The sequence below is a fragment of the Candidatus Limnocylindrales bacterium genome (assembly GCA_035559535.1).
Lineage (GTDB): Bacteria > Moduliflexota > Moduliflexia > Moduliflexales > JAUQPW01 > JAUQPW01.
Genome location: DATMBG010000025.1, coordinates 64,905 through 84,611, shown reverse-complemented (window position 1 = coordinate 84,611; position 19,707 = coordinate 64,905). Strand labels below are relative to the sequence as shown.

The 19,707-nt window shown below is 46.7% G+C and carries 10 protein-coding genes; 6 read left to right on the top strand and 4 right to left on the bottom strand.

All coding sequences use genetic code 11. From position 1 onward, the window contains the following. Both cheB and VNM22_08655 read left to right on the top strand, forming a co-directional pair. A complete protein-coding gene (gene cheB / locus VNM22_08660) occupies positions 1-1,050 on the top strand; it encodes a chemotaxis-specific protein-glutamate methyltransferase CheB (protein HWP47216.1) in 1,050 nt (349 codons plus the stop codon). Between the two features lie 50 nt (positions 1,051-1,100). Then, complete coding sequence (locus VNM22_08655) at positions 1,101-4,538, top strand: EAL domain-containing protein (GenBank protein HWP47215.1); 3,438 nt, start codon at positions 1,101-1,103, stop codon at positions 4,536-4,538. Between the two features lie 348 nt (positions 4,539-4,886). On the opposite strand, the gene VNM22_08650 is transcribed toward VNM22_08655, so the two are convergent. Further along, on the bottom strand, positions 4,887-5,858 hold the full coding sequence (locus VNM22_08650; protein HWP47214.1) for a peptidyl-alpha-hydroxyglycine alpha-amidating lyase family protein: 972 nt from the start codon (positions 5,856-5,858) through the stop codon (positions 4,887-4,889). 330 nt (positions 5,859-6,188) lie between these two features. On the opposite strand from VNM22_08650, the gene VNM22_08645 reads away from it, so the two are divergent. From VNM22_08645 to VNM22_08635, 3 genes are all read left to right on the top strand, one after another. After that, positions 6,189-8,675 (top strand): DUF3536 domain-containing protein, encoded by a 2,487-nt coding sequence (locus tag VNM22_08645; GenBank protein HWP47213.1) that lies wholly within the window; start codon positions 6,189-6,191, stop codon positions 8,673-8,675. Between the two features lie 160 nt (positions 8,676-8,835). Then, positions 8,836-9,882, top strand: coding sequence for an Ldh family oxidoreductase (locus tag VNM22_08640; GenBank protein HWP47212.1), 1,047 nt, complete (start codon positions 8,836-8,838; stop codon positions 9,880-9,882). 78 nt (positions 9,883-9,960) lie between these two features. Continuing rightward, positions 9,961-11,031, top strand: a complete 1,071-nt coding sequence (locus VNM22_08635) for an FkbM family methyltransferase (GenBank protein ID HWP47211.1) — start codon at positions 9,961-9,963, stop codon at positions 11,029-11,031. A 21-nt stretch (positions 11,032-11,052) separates the two neighbouring features. Here VNM22_08635 and VNM22_08630 read toward each other — a convergent pair whose 3' ends face one another. The 3 genes from VNM22_08630 to VNM22_08620 all read right to left on the bottom strand — a co-directional run bounded on the left by VNM22_08630 (position 11,053) and on the right by VNM22_08620 (position 16,739). After that, entirely contained in the window at positions 11,053-13,818 is a 2,766-nt protein-coding gene (locus VNM22_08630) for a pitrilysin family protein (protein ID HWP47210.1), read from the bottom strand. Positions 13,819-14,020: 202 nt separating this feature from the next. Then, positions 14,021-15,787 (bottom strand): GMC family oxidoreductase, encoded by a 1,767-nt coding sequence (locus VNM22_08625; protein ID HWP47209.1) that lies wholly within the window; start codon positions 15,785-15,787, stop codon positions 14,021-14,023. Between the two features lie 127 nt (positions 15,788-15,914). Further along, complete coding sequence (locus VNM22_08620) at positions 15,915-16,739, bottom strand: gluconate 2-dehydrogenase subunit 3 family protein (GenBank protein HWP47208.1); 825 nt, start codon at positions 16,737-16,739, stop codon at positions 15,915-15,917. A gap of 992 nt (positions 16,740-17,731) precedes the next feature. Here VNM22_08620 and VNM22_08615 point away from each other — a divergent pair. Next, positions 17,732-19,546 carry a VCBS repeat-containing protein gene (locus VNM22_08615; protein HWP47207.1) on the top strand — a complete coding sequence of 605 codons (1,815 nt, stop codon included), beginning with the start codon at positions 17,732-17,734 and terminating at the stop codon, positions 19,544-19,546. Positions 19,547-19,707 lie beyond the last annotated feature (161 nt).

Here is a 19,707-nt window from a genome sequence, read left to right as displayed (position 1 = left end):
ATGATCAAAGTTCTTATTGTAGAAGATTCACCTGTGATAGCTGAATTTTTAACCCATATCCTCAACTCTGATCCGGATATTCGAGTTATAGGGGTTATATCCAATGGCGAGGAGGTCCTGGAAGTGGTTAGGGACCAGAAACCCGATCTCATCACAATGGATATCCATCTACCGAAGATGGACGGGTTTGAGATAACCCGCAGAGTCATGGAGACGGTTCCAACGCCCATCATCATCGTGAGTGGAAGTATGGAGATCCAAGAAGTAACGACGGCCTTTCGTGCCATGGAAGCAGGAGCCCTTGCCGTGGTACAAAAGCCAAGTGCTATAGGCCATCCAGCCCATGAGGCTATGGCAAAGGAATTAGTTCAAACGGTGAAACTCATGTCGGAAGTAAGGGTAGTTAAACGGTGGGCCAAATACCCACCAAAAGAGGTACCGACTTCGGTACCTTCGAAGGTGGAGATCAGGCAAATACCCGCAGAAATCAAGCTTGTCGCCATAGGTGCTTCCACCGGTGGTCCTCTTGCACTCCAGACCATTCTATCCCGACTTCCAAAAGATTTTCCGGTTCCTATCCTGGTCGTCCAGCATATGACAGCAGGTTTTATCCAGGGATTTATAGAGTGGTTAAATCAACAGTCAGACCTGTTGATTCATGCTGCAGTGAATGGAGAACCCATTCTTCCAGGGCATGTCTATGTGGCTCCAGATGGGTTTCAGATGAAGGTGGATGGGAATAGAAGAATTGTCCTCACCCAGGATGAACCGGAAAATGGTCTTCGGCCTTCGGTTTCTTATCTTTTCCGTTCTGTAGCCAATAACTATGGGGAAAATGCCGTGGGCATCCTGCTCAGCGGTATGGGTAAAGATGGGGCAGAGGAATTGAAGTTGATGAAAGAAAAAGGCGCGATGACCATTGCCCAGGATAAAGAAAGTTCTGTGGTCCACGGCATGCCAGGAGAGGCCATCAAGCTTGGTGCAGCGACCTATATACTTTCACCGGATAAGATTGCAGCGATATTGGCGGGTTTAGCAAATAAAAAATGAGCCGCTAAAATCTATCTTTTAAGTTTTGAGTTAAGAAAGGAGCCAGCTCCATGAATCATGTCCAGAGAGAGTCTCAGAACCCTAAAATCGAAATTCTTATCGTTGAAGACAGTCCTACCCAGGCTGAGCATCTGAGGAATATCCTTGAGCAAAACACTTATCACGTTTTAATTGCCAGAAATGGTAAAGAAGCTCTTGCCATGTTAAATCGTTACAGACCCACCTTGGTGATCAGCGATATTCTCATGCCGGAAATGGATGGCTACGAACTCTGCCGGTTGATCAAAGCGGATAAAAATCTCAAAGACATTCCCGTGATTCTTTTGACGGCTCTTTCTGACCCTACAGATGTTCTTAGAGCTTTGGAGTGTGGAGCCAGTAATTTCATCACAAAACCCTATGATAAAAAATATCTTCTCTCTCGCATCCACTACATACTTGCCAATATGGAACTGCGTAAAAGTGCGGTCGTGCAAATGGGTATCAATGTCTTCTTTGCGGACCATACTTATTTTATCAATGCAGAACGTCTGCAGATCTTAGACCTTCTCCTTTCTACTTACGAAACCGCTGTTCAGGAGAATCTGGAACTGATGAAGGTACGGGATGAATTGAGGGCACTGAACGAGCATCTGGAAGAAAAAGTGGCAGAGAGGACGGCGGCTCTTACTACGGAAATTATTAAACGGACAAGGGTGGAAGAGAAGTTACGCCGGCAGAATGAATATCTCACGGCGCTACACGAAACCACTCTGGCCCTGATGAGCCGGTTGGATTTGGCTGATCTACTTGAAGCCATCACAGTACGTGCAGCGGCTCTGATCGGTACCCCCCATGGTTACATCTATCTGGCTGAAGCCGAAGGAGCCGAGATGACGGTTAAAGTAGGAATAGGGGCTTTTAGTAAATTTATCGGTTACCGATTGAGATATGGCGAAGGGCTGGCCGGAAAGGTCTGGCAAACGGGACAACCTCTAAAGGTAGAAGATTATCCTACCTGGTCAGGCCGTACATCGGATCCAAGATTCAATATCTTCCGTGCACTCGTTGGAGTACCCCTCAAATCTGGTCAGCAGGTTATAGGGGTGATCGGCCTGGCCTGGACCGAAGAAGGTCAGAAATTTGAAGACGAAGAAATTGAGTTATTAAGCCGATTTGCCGAACTGGCCTCCATTGCTCTGGATAATGCCCGACTGTACACGGCTGCTCAGCAGGAATTAGCCGAGCGGAAGCGGGCAGAGGAAGCCCTGGCCACCCGCGCCCAGCAGCAAGCCGTGGTGGCCACCCTGGGGCAGTTGGCGCTGGCAGGTGCAGATCTTCAGCAGCTCTTCGATCAGGCTGTGACGATGGTTGCCACCACGCTTGGAATAGAATACTGTCAAGTGCTGGAACTGTTGCCCGATGGTAATAGACTGAAACTTGTTGCCGGTGTCGGTTGGGAGGAAAGCTTGATCGACCAAATCACCGTCGGCATGGCCCATAACTCACAGGCAGGCTTCACATTACTCGTGAAGGAACCGGTCATTGTCGAAGATCTATATACCGAGACCCGATTCACTGACCTGCTACTGTACAATCATGGTATTGTCAGCGGTGTCAGCATCATTATCGGAAACCTCCAGGAACCCTTCGGGGTCCTGGGTGCACATACTACCCGTCAGCGGATGTTCTCCCAGGATGATGTGCATTTCTTCCAATCAGTTGCCAATGTGCTGGCGGAAGCCATTCAGCGTAAACGAGCGGAAAAAGCACTCAAGGAAGCCCATATACATCTCAATCACCTGCTCACTGTCAGCCCGACGGTGATCTATAGCTTGAGGACAACCTCTATTTATCCCCAAGACCCTGTTCCCCTCTCCTTTGTCAGTGAAAATATCAAGACCTTGCTGGGCTATCAAGTAACTGAATGCCTAACAGACCCCAACTGGTGGGTTGACCACCTCCACCCAGAAGATCGGTCCCATGTTCTCAATCAGCAACCGACCCTTTTCGGTCAGGATACCCTGGATTATGAATACCGCTTCCAACATAAGAATGGAACTTACCGGTGGATATACGATAAAATGAAATTACTCCGTGATCCTACCGGCAAACCCTTAGAGATCGTGGGTTCATGGATGGATATCACCCCACGCAAGCAGGCTGAAGAAACTATCCGACACCTGGCCTATTACGATGCCCTGACCGATCTGCCCAACCGGTTGTTATTCAATGATCGTCTGACTCTGGCACTGGCCCATGCCCACCGCAACCAACAGCAGGTAGCCGTGATGCTCATCGACCTGGATCGATTCAAGGTCATCAATGATACGTTAGGACATGCCACGGGAGATCGATTATTACAGGACGTTGCCCAGCGACTGACAGGCTGCCTGCGGGAAGGAGATACCGTAGCCCGCCTGGGAGGCGATGAATTTATGCTGTTATTACCCGGAGTGGAACATACCAGAGGCACGATCAAGATCGTCCAGAAAATTTTGGAAACCTTCAAGTCCCCTTTTTATTTTAAGGATCACGAACTCCATATCACCCCCAGTATTGGAATCGCCCTTTACCCGGATGATGGGGAAGATGCTCAAACCCTATTGAAAAACGCAGATACCGCCCTGCATCGAGCTAAAGAACAGGGTCGAAATAACTATCAATTTTACACTTCAACTATGAACGCCACAGCCCTCGAGAGATTGAGCCTGGAGGGTAAACTACGTCATGCGCTGGAACGTGGGGAATTCGTGGTCTATTACCAACCTCAGGTAAGCCTCTTAACGGGACAGATCGTTGGAATGGAAGCTCTGGTGCGCTGGCAGCATCCAGATCTGGGACTGATTCCTCCCATGAAATTTATCCCCCTGGCCGAAGAAACTGGATTGATTGTGCCTCTGGGATTCTGGGTTCTACGTACTGCCTGCGCCCAAAATAAAGCCTGGCAAGAAGCAGGTTATCCCCCCTTGAGGGTGGCCGTTAACCTTTCAACCCGCCTGTTTAAACAACAAACCTTTATACAGGTAGTGGCCCAAACACTCAATGAAACCGGACTTGATCCCAACTATCTGGAATTGGAGTTAACAGAAGGAATCATCATGGAGAATATAGAGGCCGCCATTACTACCTTGAAGGAATTGAAAAAGATGGGGGTTCATATATCGGTGGACGATTTTGGAACAGGCTACTCTTCATTAGCCTATCTGAAACGATTTCCCATAGATACGTTGAAAATAGATCGATCCTTTGTCCTGGATATAACCACCGATCCCGATGATGCCATGATAGCCATGCTGATTATCAACATGGCCCATCATCTGAAGCTGAAAGTAATAGCCGAAGGCGTGGAAACCCAGGAACAACTGGCCTTCTTGCGCTCCCACGGGTGTGATGAGATCCAGGGCTATCTCTTCAGTCGGCCTCTACCGACGGAAGAATTTGTCCGGCTATTACAGGAAAGGAAGACCCTAACCGATGAACGAGACCTGGGGAACAGCAATAAGTGAAATTATCAGAAAGACGGTTGAAAGGATGTTTCAATGTGAAATGGTGTTACACTATGAAACATAGACAGGTATACACCAGGCGAAATAGGAGGGAAGGGACGAAGTAAGAAAGAACGACTCCGATTATGACTGCTTTAAAGGGATTCTACTACATTGTTTACTTAATTTCGATCTTATAGTACAGCTTTCACTTCCCAACCCCCCCCTCTCCCGAAGCTTCGGGAGAGGGGCCGGGGGTGAAGGCCGCTTAAACGTCAAGCAAACCTAAGTCAACAAGGTACTACGGATAGTAATGAATTGAATCTTTAGGTTCCAGCTCAAACCGAGAATAAAGGAGGAAAGGTGAGGTTATCTCCGGTGAAGTTTTTGAAGGGTTATCAGAGGACCAGGAGGGACTTCTTTATGGCCCCGATCCCCCCCCACCAGATTCGTCCAGGTTACCTCACCCACATAAACATCTCCACGGGAGTCCACAGCAATACCATGGGGAGCGCTGAAGATACTCTGTTCATTTGGGCTGGGACGGTCTCCAATACGAGCTAAGACCTTCCCCCCTTCATCCAGAATAGTTAAACGGGGACCGATACGAGGAACGTACCAATTTACCGACATAGCCGTTCCTATTTCTCCCAAATAGAAATTATTATCAAAAACCTTATTTTTATAAATCGCGCAGGGACGGTGCATATTGACCCACTGACCTTTGTAATTACCTTCCTCGTCAAAAATCTGCACCCGATGATTTTCCCGGTCGACAACGTATAAATTTCCTTTTCCATCGGCTGCAATATTATGAACAATGTTGAACTGCCCGGGATCCGTTCCCGGTTCTCCCCAGGAAAGGACGTATTTTCCGTCCTTTGTGTATTTGTGGACACAAGAATTACCGTATCCATCTGTAACAAAAATAAATTGACCGTCTCGGGAAAGAGCGGTATGGGTACAGCGATTAAAAGGTTTTCCACTCTGATAGGGAGCCGGTTGATGGGGAATACCCAGCGTCATGAGAACCTTACCATCTAAGGTGCATCTTCGGACCGTATGATCTCCATCATCGGTACAGTAAAGGGTTTCATCGGGACCCATATCCACTCCATGGGCCCGGGTAAATATCCCCTCTCCCCAGGACTTAATAAATTCTCCATCTTTATTGAAAACAATCATGGGGTGAGGACCCCGATTGAACACATAAACCCGGTCCTGGGAATCGACGGCGACTCCGGCGACGTCCTTGAAATACCAATCAGGTCCGGACGGAAGTTTGGCCCAGTTTTGCTCAACTTCATAGGTAAACCCGCCACTCGATAAAATTTTATTCATATCTATACCTCCAAGGCTATTTTTAAACAAACGTAGATACATCGGTGACTTTTGTTATTTTTAAATGCTGAGAATATTTTTCAGCATGGTCGGTTTGCTCAAACGTAAAAAGTAACGCTATTATTCTGCCTGGATATTGAATCAAAGTCAAGCTTTGTTTTGATATATTTCCCTGTTTTTTTCAAGGAAAGAGAGTAAATTTTTCTCAAATCAAGATTCTTGGTGGGGAGCGAATGATGAAGGATGAGGGAAATCCATCAACCGTTCACAATTCGCCTCCTCAAGATGATATCCCACAGACCATAACCTATAGAAGGAAGGAAGTTAAATATGCCCAGGGCTTATCTCTGCATCCATGGACATTTCTATCAACCACCCAGGGAGAATCCCTGGATTGAAGCTATTGAGCCTCAGGAGAGTGCTTACCCTTTTCATGACTGGCAAGAGCGGGTTACTGCAGAATGTTATCGACCCAATGCCTTTGCCAGAATTTTAGACGGACAGGATCGTATTTTGAATATTGTCAACAATTATGCCTGGATCAGCTTTAACTTTGGGCCAACCCTCATAAACTGGCTCAGGGTGAAAGCCCCCGATGTTTATCAAAGGTTAAAAGAAGCCGATCAGCAGAGCTTAGAACGATGGGGATACGGGAATGCCATTGCACAATGTTATAATCACGTGATCCTGCCTCTGGCCAATGAGCAGGATAAAATTACCCAAATTGTTTGGGGATTAAAAGATTTTGAGTTTCACTTTGGAAGACCAGCGGATTCTATCTGGCTTCCTGAAACAGCCGTTAATTATGATACCTTAAAGGTTCTGGCCAACTTTAATTTGAAATATATTATCCTATCTCCCTATCAAGCCAAGCGTGTATCTCCCATCGGAAAGGAAGAATGGGTCAGTGTAGAAAACGGTCATATCGATCCCAGCCAGCCCTATCGATGTTTTGTCGGTAAGGGAAAATATATTGATATTTTCTTCTATGATGGACCTATTTCTCAGGCTCTTGCCTTTGAAAAGCTCTTATCATCTGCCGAGCTTTTTACCACTCGTCTGGAAAGTGCCATAGACCCTCATCGTAATCATACCCAATTGATCCATGTAGCTACAGATGGAGAAACTTACGGCCATCACTTTAAGGGAGGTGAGAAGGCTCTGGCTTTTACCGTTACCCACCTGGCTGAAAGTCGTGGTCTGGAGCTAACCAACTATGCCAGCTTTCTGGCCTATAATCCTCCCACCATGAAGGTTGAACTCAAAGAAGGACCTGACAATGAGGGAACGGCCTGGAGCTGTGCCCATGGAGTAGGCCGTTGGAAAGAGAACTGCGGATGTCGGACCGGAGGACCCGAGGAGTGGACCCAGGAATGGCGAAAACCTCTGAGGGAAGCCTTAGACTGGCTCCGAGATCAGCTTATTCCCTTGTTTGAAAAGGAAGGAGGCTCCTATCTGAAAGATGTCTGGAAAGCTAGAAATGATTATATATCTGTAATTTTGGATCGCTCCGAGGATTCCCGTGCCGAGTTCCTGCGAAAACATGCCAGGAAAAAAAATTTAACCCAGGAAGAGCAGTCCCACATTTTTAAACTTTTAGAAATCCAGCGGCATGCGCTCCTTATGTATACCAGTTGTGGATGGTTTTTTACAGAGATCTCCGGGCTGGAAACGGTTCAAATTTTAATGTATGCGGATCGGGCGATTCAATTAGCCGAAGATTTCGGCCTCAAACTTCAAGAGGAATTTCTGAAACGCCTTGAAAAAGCGCCCAGTAATATAGAGACGTTTAAAAACGGACGGGGCGTTTATGAAAAATTAGTCCTTCCCTGTCGGGTAAGCCTGGAAAAGTTTTTAAACCATGTGGCCATTCTTTCCCTCTTCAAAGACCTGATTCCAGGCATGGCTAATACATATAACTATCAGGTGGATATGAAATTCCATCAGATTCTACGGGGAGAAAAGATCTCCCTAGCCCTTGGACATGCTCTGGTTACGGCCTCTACGACCCTGGAAAGGAAAGATCTTGTATTTGTTGTCTGTCATTATGGAGAACAAGATTTCCGAACCACCATCCGCGAATATACAGAAGATCTGGACCTGGAAGAACTTCTCAAAAAACTCAATGAACGGATAGAAAACCCTCCTCAACTTGACCAGTTCATAGAAGAGACTTTGGGAAAGAACCATTATACCATCCGGGATATGTTCCGGGATGAGAAAAAACACCTTTTAAACTTGCTGGTTCGGAAAAAAACCCAGGACTACTATGAGGCTTATTCCAGTATTTACGATAACGATCGGGAATTTATGGAATCTCTTCGCCAGGCCGGTCTGGACTTACCGGAGGAGTATCGGATCGCTGCGGAATATACTTTGAGCCGTCGACTCGAGCATGAGATTGTATCTTACATTGAAAATCACGATGAAACATCCTATGGGAGAGCTCTGGAAATTGTTGAGACTGCCAGGCAGAATCGGTATAATCTAAGGACCGATTATATCACAGAATATGTGGATAAAGCCTTGTATGAAAAAGTGCTCAATCTTAAACTGAATCCTACTCTGGAGAATTTAGAAATTTTAAAGGATTTCCATGATCTTCTCCGGCGCTTTAATCTCAATTTAGAGCTGGCCTCACATCAGAATCAATTCCATGACATTCTAACTTCTGAGTTTTCTAAAAAAGAACCTATCCCTCCGGATAAGAAAGAGGAAGTTATTCGTTTTCGGGAAACCTTGCTAAAAGTTGCAAAACAATTTTATTTTAATGTGGATCGTTACCAAAAAATTCTTGAAGAAATGAAGCGTTCCTGATTTCCTTGGGTAGAGGATCACGCTTGCATAATCGGACAATCTTTTCAGAGGGAAAGGGTCCTTCGTCTTTATAGACCGGGATTGATAAAACCGGGTAAAAAAAGACAAACATCCTGTCAGGTAACTCTGGAAAAATGGAGGGAAAAAGAGGAGGAAAAAAATGGAAGAGGTGCGTGTAGAATGGAAGGCTTTGCAGGAATTTACGGCCAAGGTATTTGAAGGGTTAGGAATGCCACCGCAAGATGCGGCCAAGGAGGCTGAAGTATTGGTATGGGCCAATTTACGGGGGGTGGATTCTCATGGGGTCCAGAGGATAGAGGAGTACTCGAAGCGGGTAGATGCGGGGATTATGAACCCACGTCCCCATATTCAGATACTTAAGGAAACTTCGGCCACCATACTCATCGAAGCAGATCGGGCTTTTGGTCCTGTAGTTACGACGTTTGCCATGGAGAAGGTTATTGATAAGGCCCTGGAAGTCGGGATTGGTTGGGGATTAATTCGTAATACTACCCACCAGGGGGCCATGGCTTATTATACCCAGATGGCTGCTGCCAGGGGTATGGCCGGTATTGCTGTGGTTTGCAGCCCTCCGAATATGGCACCGCCCGGTGCTCGCGCCGCCGGTGTACATAACAGTCCCATTGCCATTGCCGTACCGGGTAAGAATTACAAATTCCTCAGTCTGGATATGGCTACCAGCGTAGCCGCCGGGGGTAAATTACACGTAGCCATCGACAAAGGAACCTCGATCCCTCCAGAATGGGCTTTAGACAAGGATGGACGACCTACCACAGATCCTAAAAAAGCTGTATTTTTGCAACCGGCTGCAGGTTACAAAGGTTATGGCCTGGCCCTGATGTTTGAATGTCTGTCGAGTTTAATGGTAGGTAATCCCCTCATTACCTCTACCCTGCTTAACCAGAATCCGGTGGCTCCAGGAACTCAAAACAGCTTCGTTGGCGCTATTCATATCGGTAACTTCACCGATCTAGAACAGTATAAGGAAAATGTCGATCGATTGGTAACGGCTCTGAAGGGACTACCTAAGGTAGAGGGGGTATCCGAAATCTTTGTACCCGGTGAGCCGGAAGAGCGGGTTTATGAAGACCGTATCAAGAACGGCATTCCCCTCCCCATCGGTACCATAGAGAAACTGCGAAAAGCTGCAGAACGATTTAAGCTCAAATTGCCACCGGGTTTGTAGAACGGGGAGACCTCCTTCCACCCAATCCTATCCCCGTGGATGGGGAAAAGAAGTTAAGGGATGGAGGAAGTCATCCATATGCTTATACAGAAATTGATAAGGCTGATTCCCCAAGCGATAAAGAAACAAATACCTGGGTCCTGGAAGCACGGGTTAAAGACCAGGTTAATAGGCCAAATTCCTAAAAATAAATTTGATGAATTAGCTACCAAAGAAGATGTTTACTACTGTTATCGCCTTTTCCTGGGAAGAAATCCCGATCCCGATGGCTGGCATACGTATATGGCCCATATCCTTAAAGGCGAAAAGGTCCATTCACTGGTTTCAATGTTCCTGGCATCCCCAGAGTTCAAGAATAGGAAGATTTTTCAGTCTAATTCCCCAGTAAAATATGTTTTGGTTGAATTAGATAATTTTAAACTCTATGTTTCACCCGATGACTGGGCGGTTGGCAGAACCATCCTGGAGAAAAGAGAATATGAACCCCATGTAACCGCTACTCTCAGAAAAATCCTGGAACCTGGCATGGTATTTGTTGATGTTGGGGCTAATATCGGTTATTTCAGTTTAATGGCAGCTCAAATCGTTGGAAATCAGGGAAGGGTTATATCCTTTGAGCCAAACCAACATAATTGCGGTCTTCTGTATTCAAGCGCCCAAAGTAACAACTTTGAAAATATCGATATATATCCCTACGCTGTTGCCGAAAAAGAAGCAACTTTTCTTTATGACCCTCTGGCCAGTAATGGAATAATTTCCGACTTTGGCCGTGATTTAGAAATCTTAGACGCCGGTAGAATTTTAGTAAGGTCTGTTACGCTGGACAAGGTCCTTCAGGGGGTCAGGAAAATTCACGTCATAAAACTAGATGTTGAGGGGGCAGAATATAAGGTCATACAAGGAGCCAGGAACCTATTAAAGGAACATCGTCCTATCCTATTTTCTGAATTTTCTCCAGGTGGGTTACAAAATGTATCCAAAGTTTCAGGCAAAGAATATTTACGCCTGTTGATAGAAAATAACTACCATATCTCCATTATTCCGGATCAAAAACGTCTGATACCTTGTAAGGATGATTTTTCCAAAATACTTTATTTTTTTGAGAAAAGCCGCTCGGATCATATAGATATAGTTGCCCATCCTCAATGAGTCTGAAATTTAAGCCAGGATCTACTTCACTATGACCATTACATACTTTTCTGAATCCAGATAGGTGTTCGCAACCCGGTGAATATCTACCGGGGTAAGTTTTTGAACCTTTTCCACCAACCGGTCCTCGGCATCTAAGGGTTTATTCTGGAACTCTTGAAGTCCCAGGAAATAAGCTTGCTGGATACTGGTCATTCGCCGCATCAGCATAGAACCTAAAAGCCGATTAACCGTCTTTTTCAACTCTTCCGAACTAACCTCCTCGGTTTGAAATTTTTTAACCTCGGCTATAAGTCCCTGCTGGGCTTTAGATAAATTTTCAGGTCGGGTTCCCATAAAGACCTGGAACCAACCTATGCCCCTGTAAAAGGAAACAGAAGAGCCGATAACATAGGCCAATCCTTGCCTTTCCCTGAGATTGAAGGCTATTCGATCAGATAAAATCGCATTTATCACAGTAATCGCCACTTCATCCGCTTCTTTAAACGAAAAAAGGTTTCCCAGGTAAATATAGGACTGACCCTTCCCCATTTCCCTTTCCACAATCTTTTTTTCCTTTGTACGTTCTACCCCTTGCGCTTCTAACATTCCCATCCTTCCCCGGTTCCACTCCTTTCTACTCTTCATCTCTTCCTTTTTACTTTCTGGATAGGTTGGCAGGTCGGCAAAATAAAATTTTAACCAGTTCAGCACTTTTTCTGCCGGTAACCCACTGACGACCGAGAGAATCAAATTATGGGGAGCAAAGTAAGTCTGATGGAACTGTCGGAGATCTTCAACCGTGATGGATTTAACGTCCTGTTCTTCTCCCAGGATGGGCCTGGCCAGGGGGTCATCACCAAATAATGTTTGATAAAACAGATTCCGGGCCTGTATACGAGTACTCTCCTGATCTTCTCTAAGGTCGTTTAGAAGTTGGGTTCGTACCCGTTCGACCTGTTCGGAATCAAATTCGGGATTTTTAATCAAATCGGCCAGTTGCATCAGTCCTTCATAGGCATGGCTGGCCGTAGTTTCAAATCGAAGATAGGAGTAGGCCGGTGAAAAATAATAATCATCGTAGGGAATACTTCGATCATCGGTCACCTTAAGGGTAGCACCTATAGCATTCAGGTCTGCGGAGATTTCCTGGGAGTTTCGATATTTTGTTCCTTGAGGAAGCATGCGGTGAAGAAACTCTGCAATGCCAGATTTTCCCTTGGGTTCCAGAGCCTTACGATCCTTCGCCAGCAGATGGAAGGCAAATACTTCGGTATCGGGATTTTCTTTAACAAGAACAGTTAAACCGTTATGGAAGATTTCCCTCTTTAAAATCGGAGAATGGAAAGTTGAAGAGGTTGGGAGTTCTTCTGGTTTCCCGGTCTCAGGCCCTGCTATTTTTCCACTTTTCCACTCTAATTCCCTTTCTTCATCTTTCTGTTTAGTTCCTACCAGAGTAGCCAGAACCGGGGGATTGGTAAAGTACTTATTTGCTACAGTCTGGAGAGCCTTCGGAGTCACGCCCTTTAAATTTTTGAGGTGATCTCTGACTCCTTCAAAAGGGGCTGCGGCCAGATAAGGAGCTTTGTAGAAAGTGTAGTAATGATACTGTTCGCTCTGAAGAATCTCATCCACTTCTGGTTTTACCAAAACCTTTTCAATGACTTCCTGAGATAGAGACCGGGTCTTGAGCCGATTCAATTTCGTCAGAATTTGTTGGAGGACTTGATCGGCATTGGAATCCTCTGAAAGGGTCGCCGAAATAATTAAAAACGAGAATTGATCGTTGAAGTCTAAATTTACCTGTAAATCTTGAATTCCCAGAGTGTTCAGGTTTTTAAGATTAAACTCCGGGAGCTCTCCTGAATTCAGGATAAATCTCCATACGGAGAAGGCATAGAAATCCGGATCCGAGATATGCGGTGCATTCAGGGCCATGTTCAGGTAGGTAGGGAGAGTACTTAAATTATTCCCCTGGGATTCCAGTCGTCTGGTATAAACTTTCCTTCCCTGGATTTTGAGATCTGGAAGGATGGGTTCTTGGATATCGGAGGAACGAGCTGCTGAAACCTCTTGATTTACCCGCACGTCAAACTCCTTGCGGACAATTTCCAGCATGGACTGCGTTTCAAAATCTCCCATTAAAACCAGGATCATATTCTCCGGTCTGTAGAACCGATGATAGTAAGCAAGAATTTTATCTCTGGGAATTGTTGAAATAAGCTCAGGAGTACCCAATCCCGGCAGAGTATAAGAAGTTCCCCGATATAGTTTAGCATTAAAGAATTTCTCGGCTTCTACCGAGGGTGAATTCATCTCACTTCCTTTGATCTCCTCAATGACAATGTTTCGTTCCTTCTGCACATTTTCCTCTGGAAAAGTAGAGTTAAATAACATATCGGCCTGGATATTAAGAATCTGGGTAATATAGTCCTTTCGGACCAGCATTTGAAAGAGGGTATAGTCCCTGGAAGTTGAAGCATTGTTATAAGCCCCGTAAAAATCCACTTCCTCATAAAGTTGTTTCTGGGTTCGCGTGGAGGTTCCGTTGAAAAGAAGGTGTTCCAGCAGGTGGGAAACGCCATTAATATCCGGCGTTTCGTTTCGTACCCCGGTTTTTACGATGACCGTGGAAGCGATCAGGGGGCTGGTATGATTCTCCATGAGGATGACCTGAAGACCATTTTCCAAAGTTACATGGGTGGCGGATTCAATGGGAGCCGCCGGGACGGTTGGAATCCAAAGAAAAAAGATAAAGATTAAACGATAAATCATGGAAAAATTTGGATGGCGATAAAATTTATCCATACGTGTTAGCATCTACCTGTAAATCTAAGAGGATTAACCCGGATTTGGCAAGAGAGTATCCATTGATAATGAAGGAAAATGTTGATTAATGGGGTAGGAGCAGGTCAGGATGCCGGTGCTCTCGGAAGAAGCCGATCAGGCGGGTCAGGCGAGAAACGGGATAAAAAAAGAATGGGCCGCATAAAGCGGCCCACTTTCTGTTTTATGAGGGGACCAGGGGTCCTGGGTTCTTGAGGTATTTGTTTTTGATGGCATCTGCTGCGAAATAGGCCAGGGCTCCTACAGTTCCGGTTGGATTGAAGGAAGAGATCTGGGGGAAAGAACTGGCACCTATCACGAACAAATTGGGGACATCCCAGCTTTGCAGATACTTATTGACGACACTATTTGCCGGAGTAGTTCCTGTAATGGCTCCACCGACCTGATGGATAATACCATAACTGGCCCCTGCGTTGAAATGTGCATCTAATCCATAGACGGCATATTTACTGGGTCTCATGGCTTTGGCGATTTTGTCACCCACACTAACCAGATACTCTGACATCCGCCGTTCATTAGGACCATAATCATAGGTCAGGCGCAGGAGTGGGTTTCCATAAATATCCCGGTAGTTTGGGTCAAGGTCCATGTAGTTGCCGCGATAAGATAGATGGTCATGCAGTCCGATTATCTGTATCGTTCGGGTATAATAATGGGCCAGGGCTTTTTTCCATTCCGAACCCCAACTGGGGGTTCCTGGAGGCGTTGGTTGAAAGGTAAGGGGCCCATGTCCCATGGCTATAGCCGCAAGGATATTTCCCCCGATGAAGCCGAGGCCTGTGTGATCAAAGTTATCTCCCTGGAAATCGGCAATAACCGTACCGAGAGCTCCGGCACCCATAAAGGGATTGAAAATGTGACCCTCATCATAATAAAGGGGGATATAGGGCAAGGCGTTATGCCAGGAGTAGTTTTTTCCTACAACTCCGGTTCCTGTTGCCGGGTTATAGGGTTTACCGATTCCGGAGACCAGCAGCAGGTGGGTATTGCTCCAGGTAAAGGCAGTGAGCAGAATGAGATCTGCCGGTTGTTCAAGTTCACGCCCTTGACCGTCGAAATAAGTGACGCTGATGGCTCGATTTCCGGAAGTATTTATTCGGGTTACTGCGGCATGGGTCCGTATCTCAAAATTTCCGGTTTTCAAAGCTACGGGAAGAGTGGTCGTTTGTGGAACGGCTTTAGCCATAACTTCACAACCTGTATTCATACAGTAGCCGCAGTATACACAGGCTCCCAGAGTTACCCCGTCGGGATTTTTATAGGGTTGGCTCATTTGTGCGGCAGGCATGGGGAAGGGATGGTATCCGAGTTCTCGTGTTGCATTGGCAAACAAAGTTTCGCCATAGCTTCTTTTCAGAGGTGGATTTGGGTATTCACGGGCCCTCTTTCCTTCAAAAGGATTACCCCCGGGTTGGATCTCCCCTTTAAGATTGCCGGCCTTACCGGAAATACCTAAGGTATATTCAAATTTATCATAGTAAGGTTCCAGCTCGTCATAAGTAATGGGCCAGTCCTGGATGGTGGAGTCTTCTGGAAGCATTCTCTCCCCATATCGGGCTATAGTCTGGCTTTTAATTTGAAAATCCCAGGGAGTCATGCGCCAGGTCCAGCCCGCCCAATGAAGCCCCGCTCCCCCAACTCCTTCACCCCAGGGAAAAGGTCCATGTCGTCGCATAGGTCGGGCGACTTCCCGGGTGGTATTTCGGAAGGTGAGGGTCGTACGGGAAAGATTTTCGAATAACTCCAGACGACGATCATATTTGAGTTGATCATGGATACCGGGTAGCGTAAAATCCTCCTGTCTTCGGTTACCCCCTCGCTCCAATCCGACCACCTTAAGACCGGTTTGTGCCAACTCTTTGGCCAGAATAGAGCCTGCCCAGCCAACACCAATAATGACTACATCTACGGGTTTTAATGTGGTGGTCATAATTCCCTCCTCAGGCAGCTCATGAAGGTTAAGGCTAAATACCTCCCTCATAGCTACCTGACACGTTTCAGGTTTATTTCGGTCCTCAGACTTATACCCCTAAACTTCCTCTAATTTGAATCAGGCCTCAAACCGCAAAACTCGGTTCTGGCCTCGAATCATCTGAATTGGAAGAGTCCACAGGACGCGAAGTAGGAGCCGTAGTTGGCCTGGGTATAGCCGCCCGACGATGAATGACATGCCCATGCTCATCCACAGGAGCTTTGGCCTCTTGCAAACTCCGTAAATCCACCGGTTCTACATGGTAAGGCTCATTACGACCGATAAGGCCCATGTACATGGCCGGTACACCCGGAAATCCAACCAATTTCCAACCTATCATATCCTTATTGCCTCCATAGGCCGGATCGGAGAAGAACCCATCTTTCGTATCGCTCAATAAGTGGTTGAAGAAAGTAGTTCCCGGGACATCTTTAAGGCTAATATCTCCAGCAATTCCCTGGAGTCCTTTTAACACCTCGTCTTGCTTTTCAGGATCCAGTTGGGCAAAGCGTTTTCCGTAGGTTTCTTCACAGTATTGGTCGGTAGCCGCAATCCCTGCCCGGTAAAGCTGCCGAGGTGTAAGGGCTAACTGATACCCCTGGTATGGCGTTGTAGCTCCAAAGGGTCCTTGATTATAAAACCTTGCTCCGGCTCCATATTCCCCGGAGAGCTGCTGATCGATGAAGTAGGGAACATCCGCCTCTAAAGCCCCTGGTCCCAACTCATCTGCCGGAATAAGCCGAGCAACAGCTGCCTCGATAAATTCGCTCTCGGCCTGGGTGAAAAACGTGTACGCCTTTTTCAAAGTCCCTAATTTACGACCATATGAAGGCGTTGCCGAAAAAAGATGCGCACTGCCCAACGCCGCTACCGTACTGCCTAAAATGGTCAAAAACTTGCGCCTATCCATTATCGCCTAGCCTCCTTCCTGCTGTGATAAACCCTGGAAGGTTTCGACAGAAGTTATGAACTTCCGACCGTCTTCAGGGAATAGAATCTTTTCTTCACACAGCAAAAACTTTTTCCGCGGGTAGTCTTACAGTTCCCTATTCCTTCGGGCTCAGGCGACCGGAGCGCGCAAGGTGTGGGTGGGAATTATAAATTTCAGAATGATCGGCTCCAGCTCTTCTGTCTTGTATGAGGGGCAACCTTTATCGCAGGCCTTAACGCTTTACCCTTGTTGGAGGATGATGAGGGAACTTGAGGACTTCTGGATTTTTATATCTACCCAGGCGCATCATAAACGTACCTGTAAGATTGTCAAGGAAAAACTTTCTTTGGGATAAAGATTTTCTGATAAGGCCAGGTATGACATTTTGGTCTGTAATGCTATCTTCTCACCTCCCAGGCATCACCTCAACCGGGAACGAGGTAGGAAACTGAGGGGGGTACAGGTCTTTCATCGTCACAGATATAAAACCCTTATAACTCCTCTTTTCTTTCGCGAAACAGGATGCAGTTGCTTGCATAGTCTCAGGAGAAGGATCTACCCACACCGGAGAGACGGAGAGCCTTAGAAGAGTTTCGAGTCTGTTAACTTTAAAGTTCCAAAAATTGTAAGTATTCTTTCTATTCAAGTTCTTTCTACTCGTAAAGATGGGAGAATGCCTTGTGGCATATGCCTTGCTGTTAGGAAAACTGTACCCGGGTTACTTTTCGAATACCCGACCCCAAAACTTTAGAAGTCCTCATATCGGAAGGGGATTTATCTTAATATTCATACATCAATCCACTACCTGGGTGGTAGAAAGGTAGTGAAAGGAGCAAACCATGAAAGCACATTTATTTATCTTACCAGGCCTTGTTGGAATATCAATTTCTCAGAGAAGCAAGCCTCCGGACCTTTTCACACCTGGGAAAGCAGGTTTCAAACCTACCTGTAGGGGTGGGTCTCAAAAGGGGATGGGCCTAATCCCCGTTTCATTTACGTTAGTTTTCTGTATCCTGGTCCAGGGAACTCTATCGACCCCCTCTCTGGCATCTCCCCAGATAGCAGGCTGTGCCGTTTTTCCTGCCGATAATGTATGGAACGTACCCGTAGATACCCTACCTGTCGATCCCAATTCGGCGGCTTATATTTCCACGATTGGGGCCACGAAATATGTTCATGCCGACTTTGGCTCCGGAACCTGGAATGGAGGTCCTATAGGCATTCCCTATACGACGGTACCGGGGACCCAGCCCAAGGTACCCGTTACCTTCGGGTATAGTGACGAAAGTGACCCGGGTCCGTATCCTATTCCTCCCAATCCACCCATTGAAGGGGGTAGCAATAGCAGTGGAGACCGTCACGTTTTGGTGTTGGACTATGATAATTGTATCCTATACGAGATGTATTATGCCTTTCCCCAACCTAATGGAAGCTGGTATGCAGACTCAGGGGCGATCTTTGACCTGAAATCTAACGCGCTTCGACCGGCCGGTTGGACCTCAGCTGATGCGGCCAGTCTACCCATCTTGCCGGGATTGGTGCGTTATGATGAAGTAGCTTCCGGTGAAATTCGGCATGCCCTTCGTTTTACGGCACCACAAACCCGTAAAGAGTACCTCTGGCCCGCCCGCCATTACGCCTCCAGCCTCACCGGTGCTCAATATCCACCCATGGGTCAACGTTTTCGTCTCCGGGCCGATTTTGATATTTCAGGTTTTTCGCCTGAAGTACAGGTCATCCTTCAGGCCCTAAAAAAATATGGAATGATTCTGGCCGATAACGGCTCGTCCTGGTTTCTCTCCGGGGTACCGGATGAACGCTGGGATAACGATCATCTTCGCCAACTCCATCAACTTCAGGGTTCAGACTTCGAGGCCGTAGAGGAGTCATCACTCATGGTACATCCCGACTCGGGACAAACGATAATGCGTGTACCTTCTCCAGGGTTAGCCTTATCAGTTCCCATTGCAGATGCAGCCGATTATAATGGCGATCGCAAAGCAGATATTGCGGTATATAGACCCTCCACCGGAGAATGGCTGGTATTAGGAAATACCTTTAGTGTTCCCTTGGGGCTACCTGGAGATATACCGGTTCCCGGGGATTATGACGGTAATGGAACGGCAGACTATGCCGTTTGGCGACCTTCCACAGGTGACTGGCATGTTTTGCTCAATGGGGCCGAGAATATTCAAAACTGGGGCTCTTCAGAGGACACCCCGGTTCCAGGGGATTATAATGGAGACAGGATAACCGACCGGGCCGTCTGGAGATCTTCTACCGGAGAATGGTGGATACTTTTCTCAGGGGGTGGTTCCGCAGTAACCGTCTGGGGCATATCCGGAGACCTTCCGGCTCCTGCCGATTACGATGGAGATGGCAGTGACGATCTGGCCGTTTTTAGACCCTCCAGCGGAACCTGGTATATCCTTAATTCCAGTAATGGTTTTATCAAGGTGCAAACTCTTGGGCAGAATGGAGACCTTCCCGTTCCGGGAGATTACGATGGGGACCGTCTGGCCAATATAGCCGTTTGGAGGCCTGGTACTGGAACCTGGATAGGAATCCGCAAAAACGGTAAAATCATCCAAAGGGTTTGGGGATCTCCAGGAGATTTACCTGTTCAGGCCGATTACGACGGGGATGGACGAACCGATCTGGGAATCTTCCGGGCTTCCCCAGGAGAATGGCGAATTCTTACCTCTTCCTCTCAATTCACTCAATTTACCATAATCCCCTGGGGCCTGCCGGGAGATATTGCAGTATCAGCTTCAGGTGGAAGATAACTTCTGTTATGCGGACGAAGTCAGGAATCCTACCAATTCCTAATTGAATATTCCTTCAGGCCAGGTACCCTGTTCGTCCTGGGCTGGTCAAAGGATGACCTTTAACCTCTGACAGGGAGCCCTGCCATACTCAGGACAAACGGGGAAGAAACGATAAGATT

Excerpts from the sequence above, each read along its gene's own strand:
- cheB (HWP47216.1), top strand. The coding sequence starts at position 1 with ATGATCAAAGTTCTTATTGTAGAAGATTCACCTGTGATAGCTGAATTT.
- VNM22_08655 (HWP47215.1), top strand. The coding sequence starts at position 1,101 with ATGAATCATGTCCAGAGAGAGTCTCAGAACCCTAAAATCGAAATTCTT.
- VNM22_08650 (HWP47214.1), bottom strand. The coding sequence starts at position 5,858 with ATGAATAAAATTTTATCGAGTGGCGGGTTTACCTATGAAGTTGAGCAA.
- VNM22_08645 (HWP47213.1), top strand. The coding sequence starts at position 6,189 with ATGCCCAGGGCTTATCTCTGCATCCATGGACATTTCTATCAACCACCC.
- VNM22_08640 (HWP47212.1), top strand. The coding sequence starts at position 8,836 with ATGGAAGAGGTGCGTGTAGAATGGAAGGCTTTGCAGGAATTTACGGCC.
- VNM22_08635 (HWP47211.1), top strand. The coding sequence starts at position 9,961 with ATGCTTATACAGAAATTGATAAGGCTGATTCCCCAAGCGATAAAGAAA.
- VNM22_08630 (HWP47210.1), bottom strand. The coding sequence starts at position 13,818 with ATGGATAAATTTTATCGCCATCCAAATTTTTCCATGATTTATCGTTTA.
- VNM22_08625 (HWP47209.1), bottom strand. The coding sequence starts at position 15,787 with ATGACCACCACATTAAAACCCGTAGATGTAGTCATTATTGGTGTTGGC.
- VNM22_08620 (HWP47208.1), bottom strand. The coding sequence starts at position 16,739 with ATGGATAGGCGCAAGTTTTTGACCATTTTAGGCAGTACGGTAGCGGCG.
- VNM22_08615 (HWP47207.1), top strand. The coding sequence starts at position 17,732 with ATGGGCCTAATCCCCGTTTCATTTACGTTAGTTTTCTGTATCCTGGTC.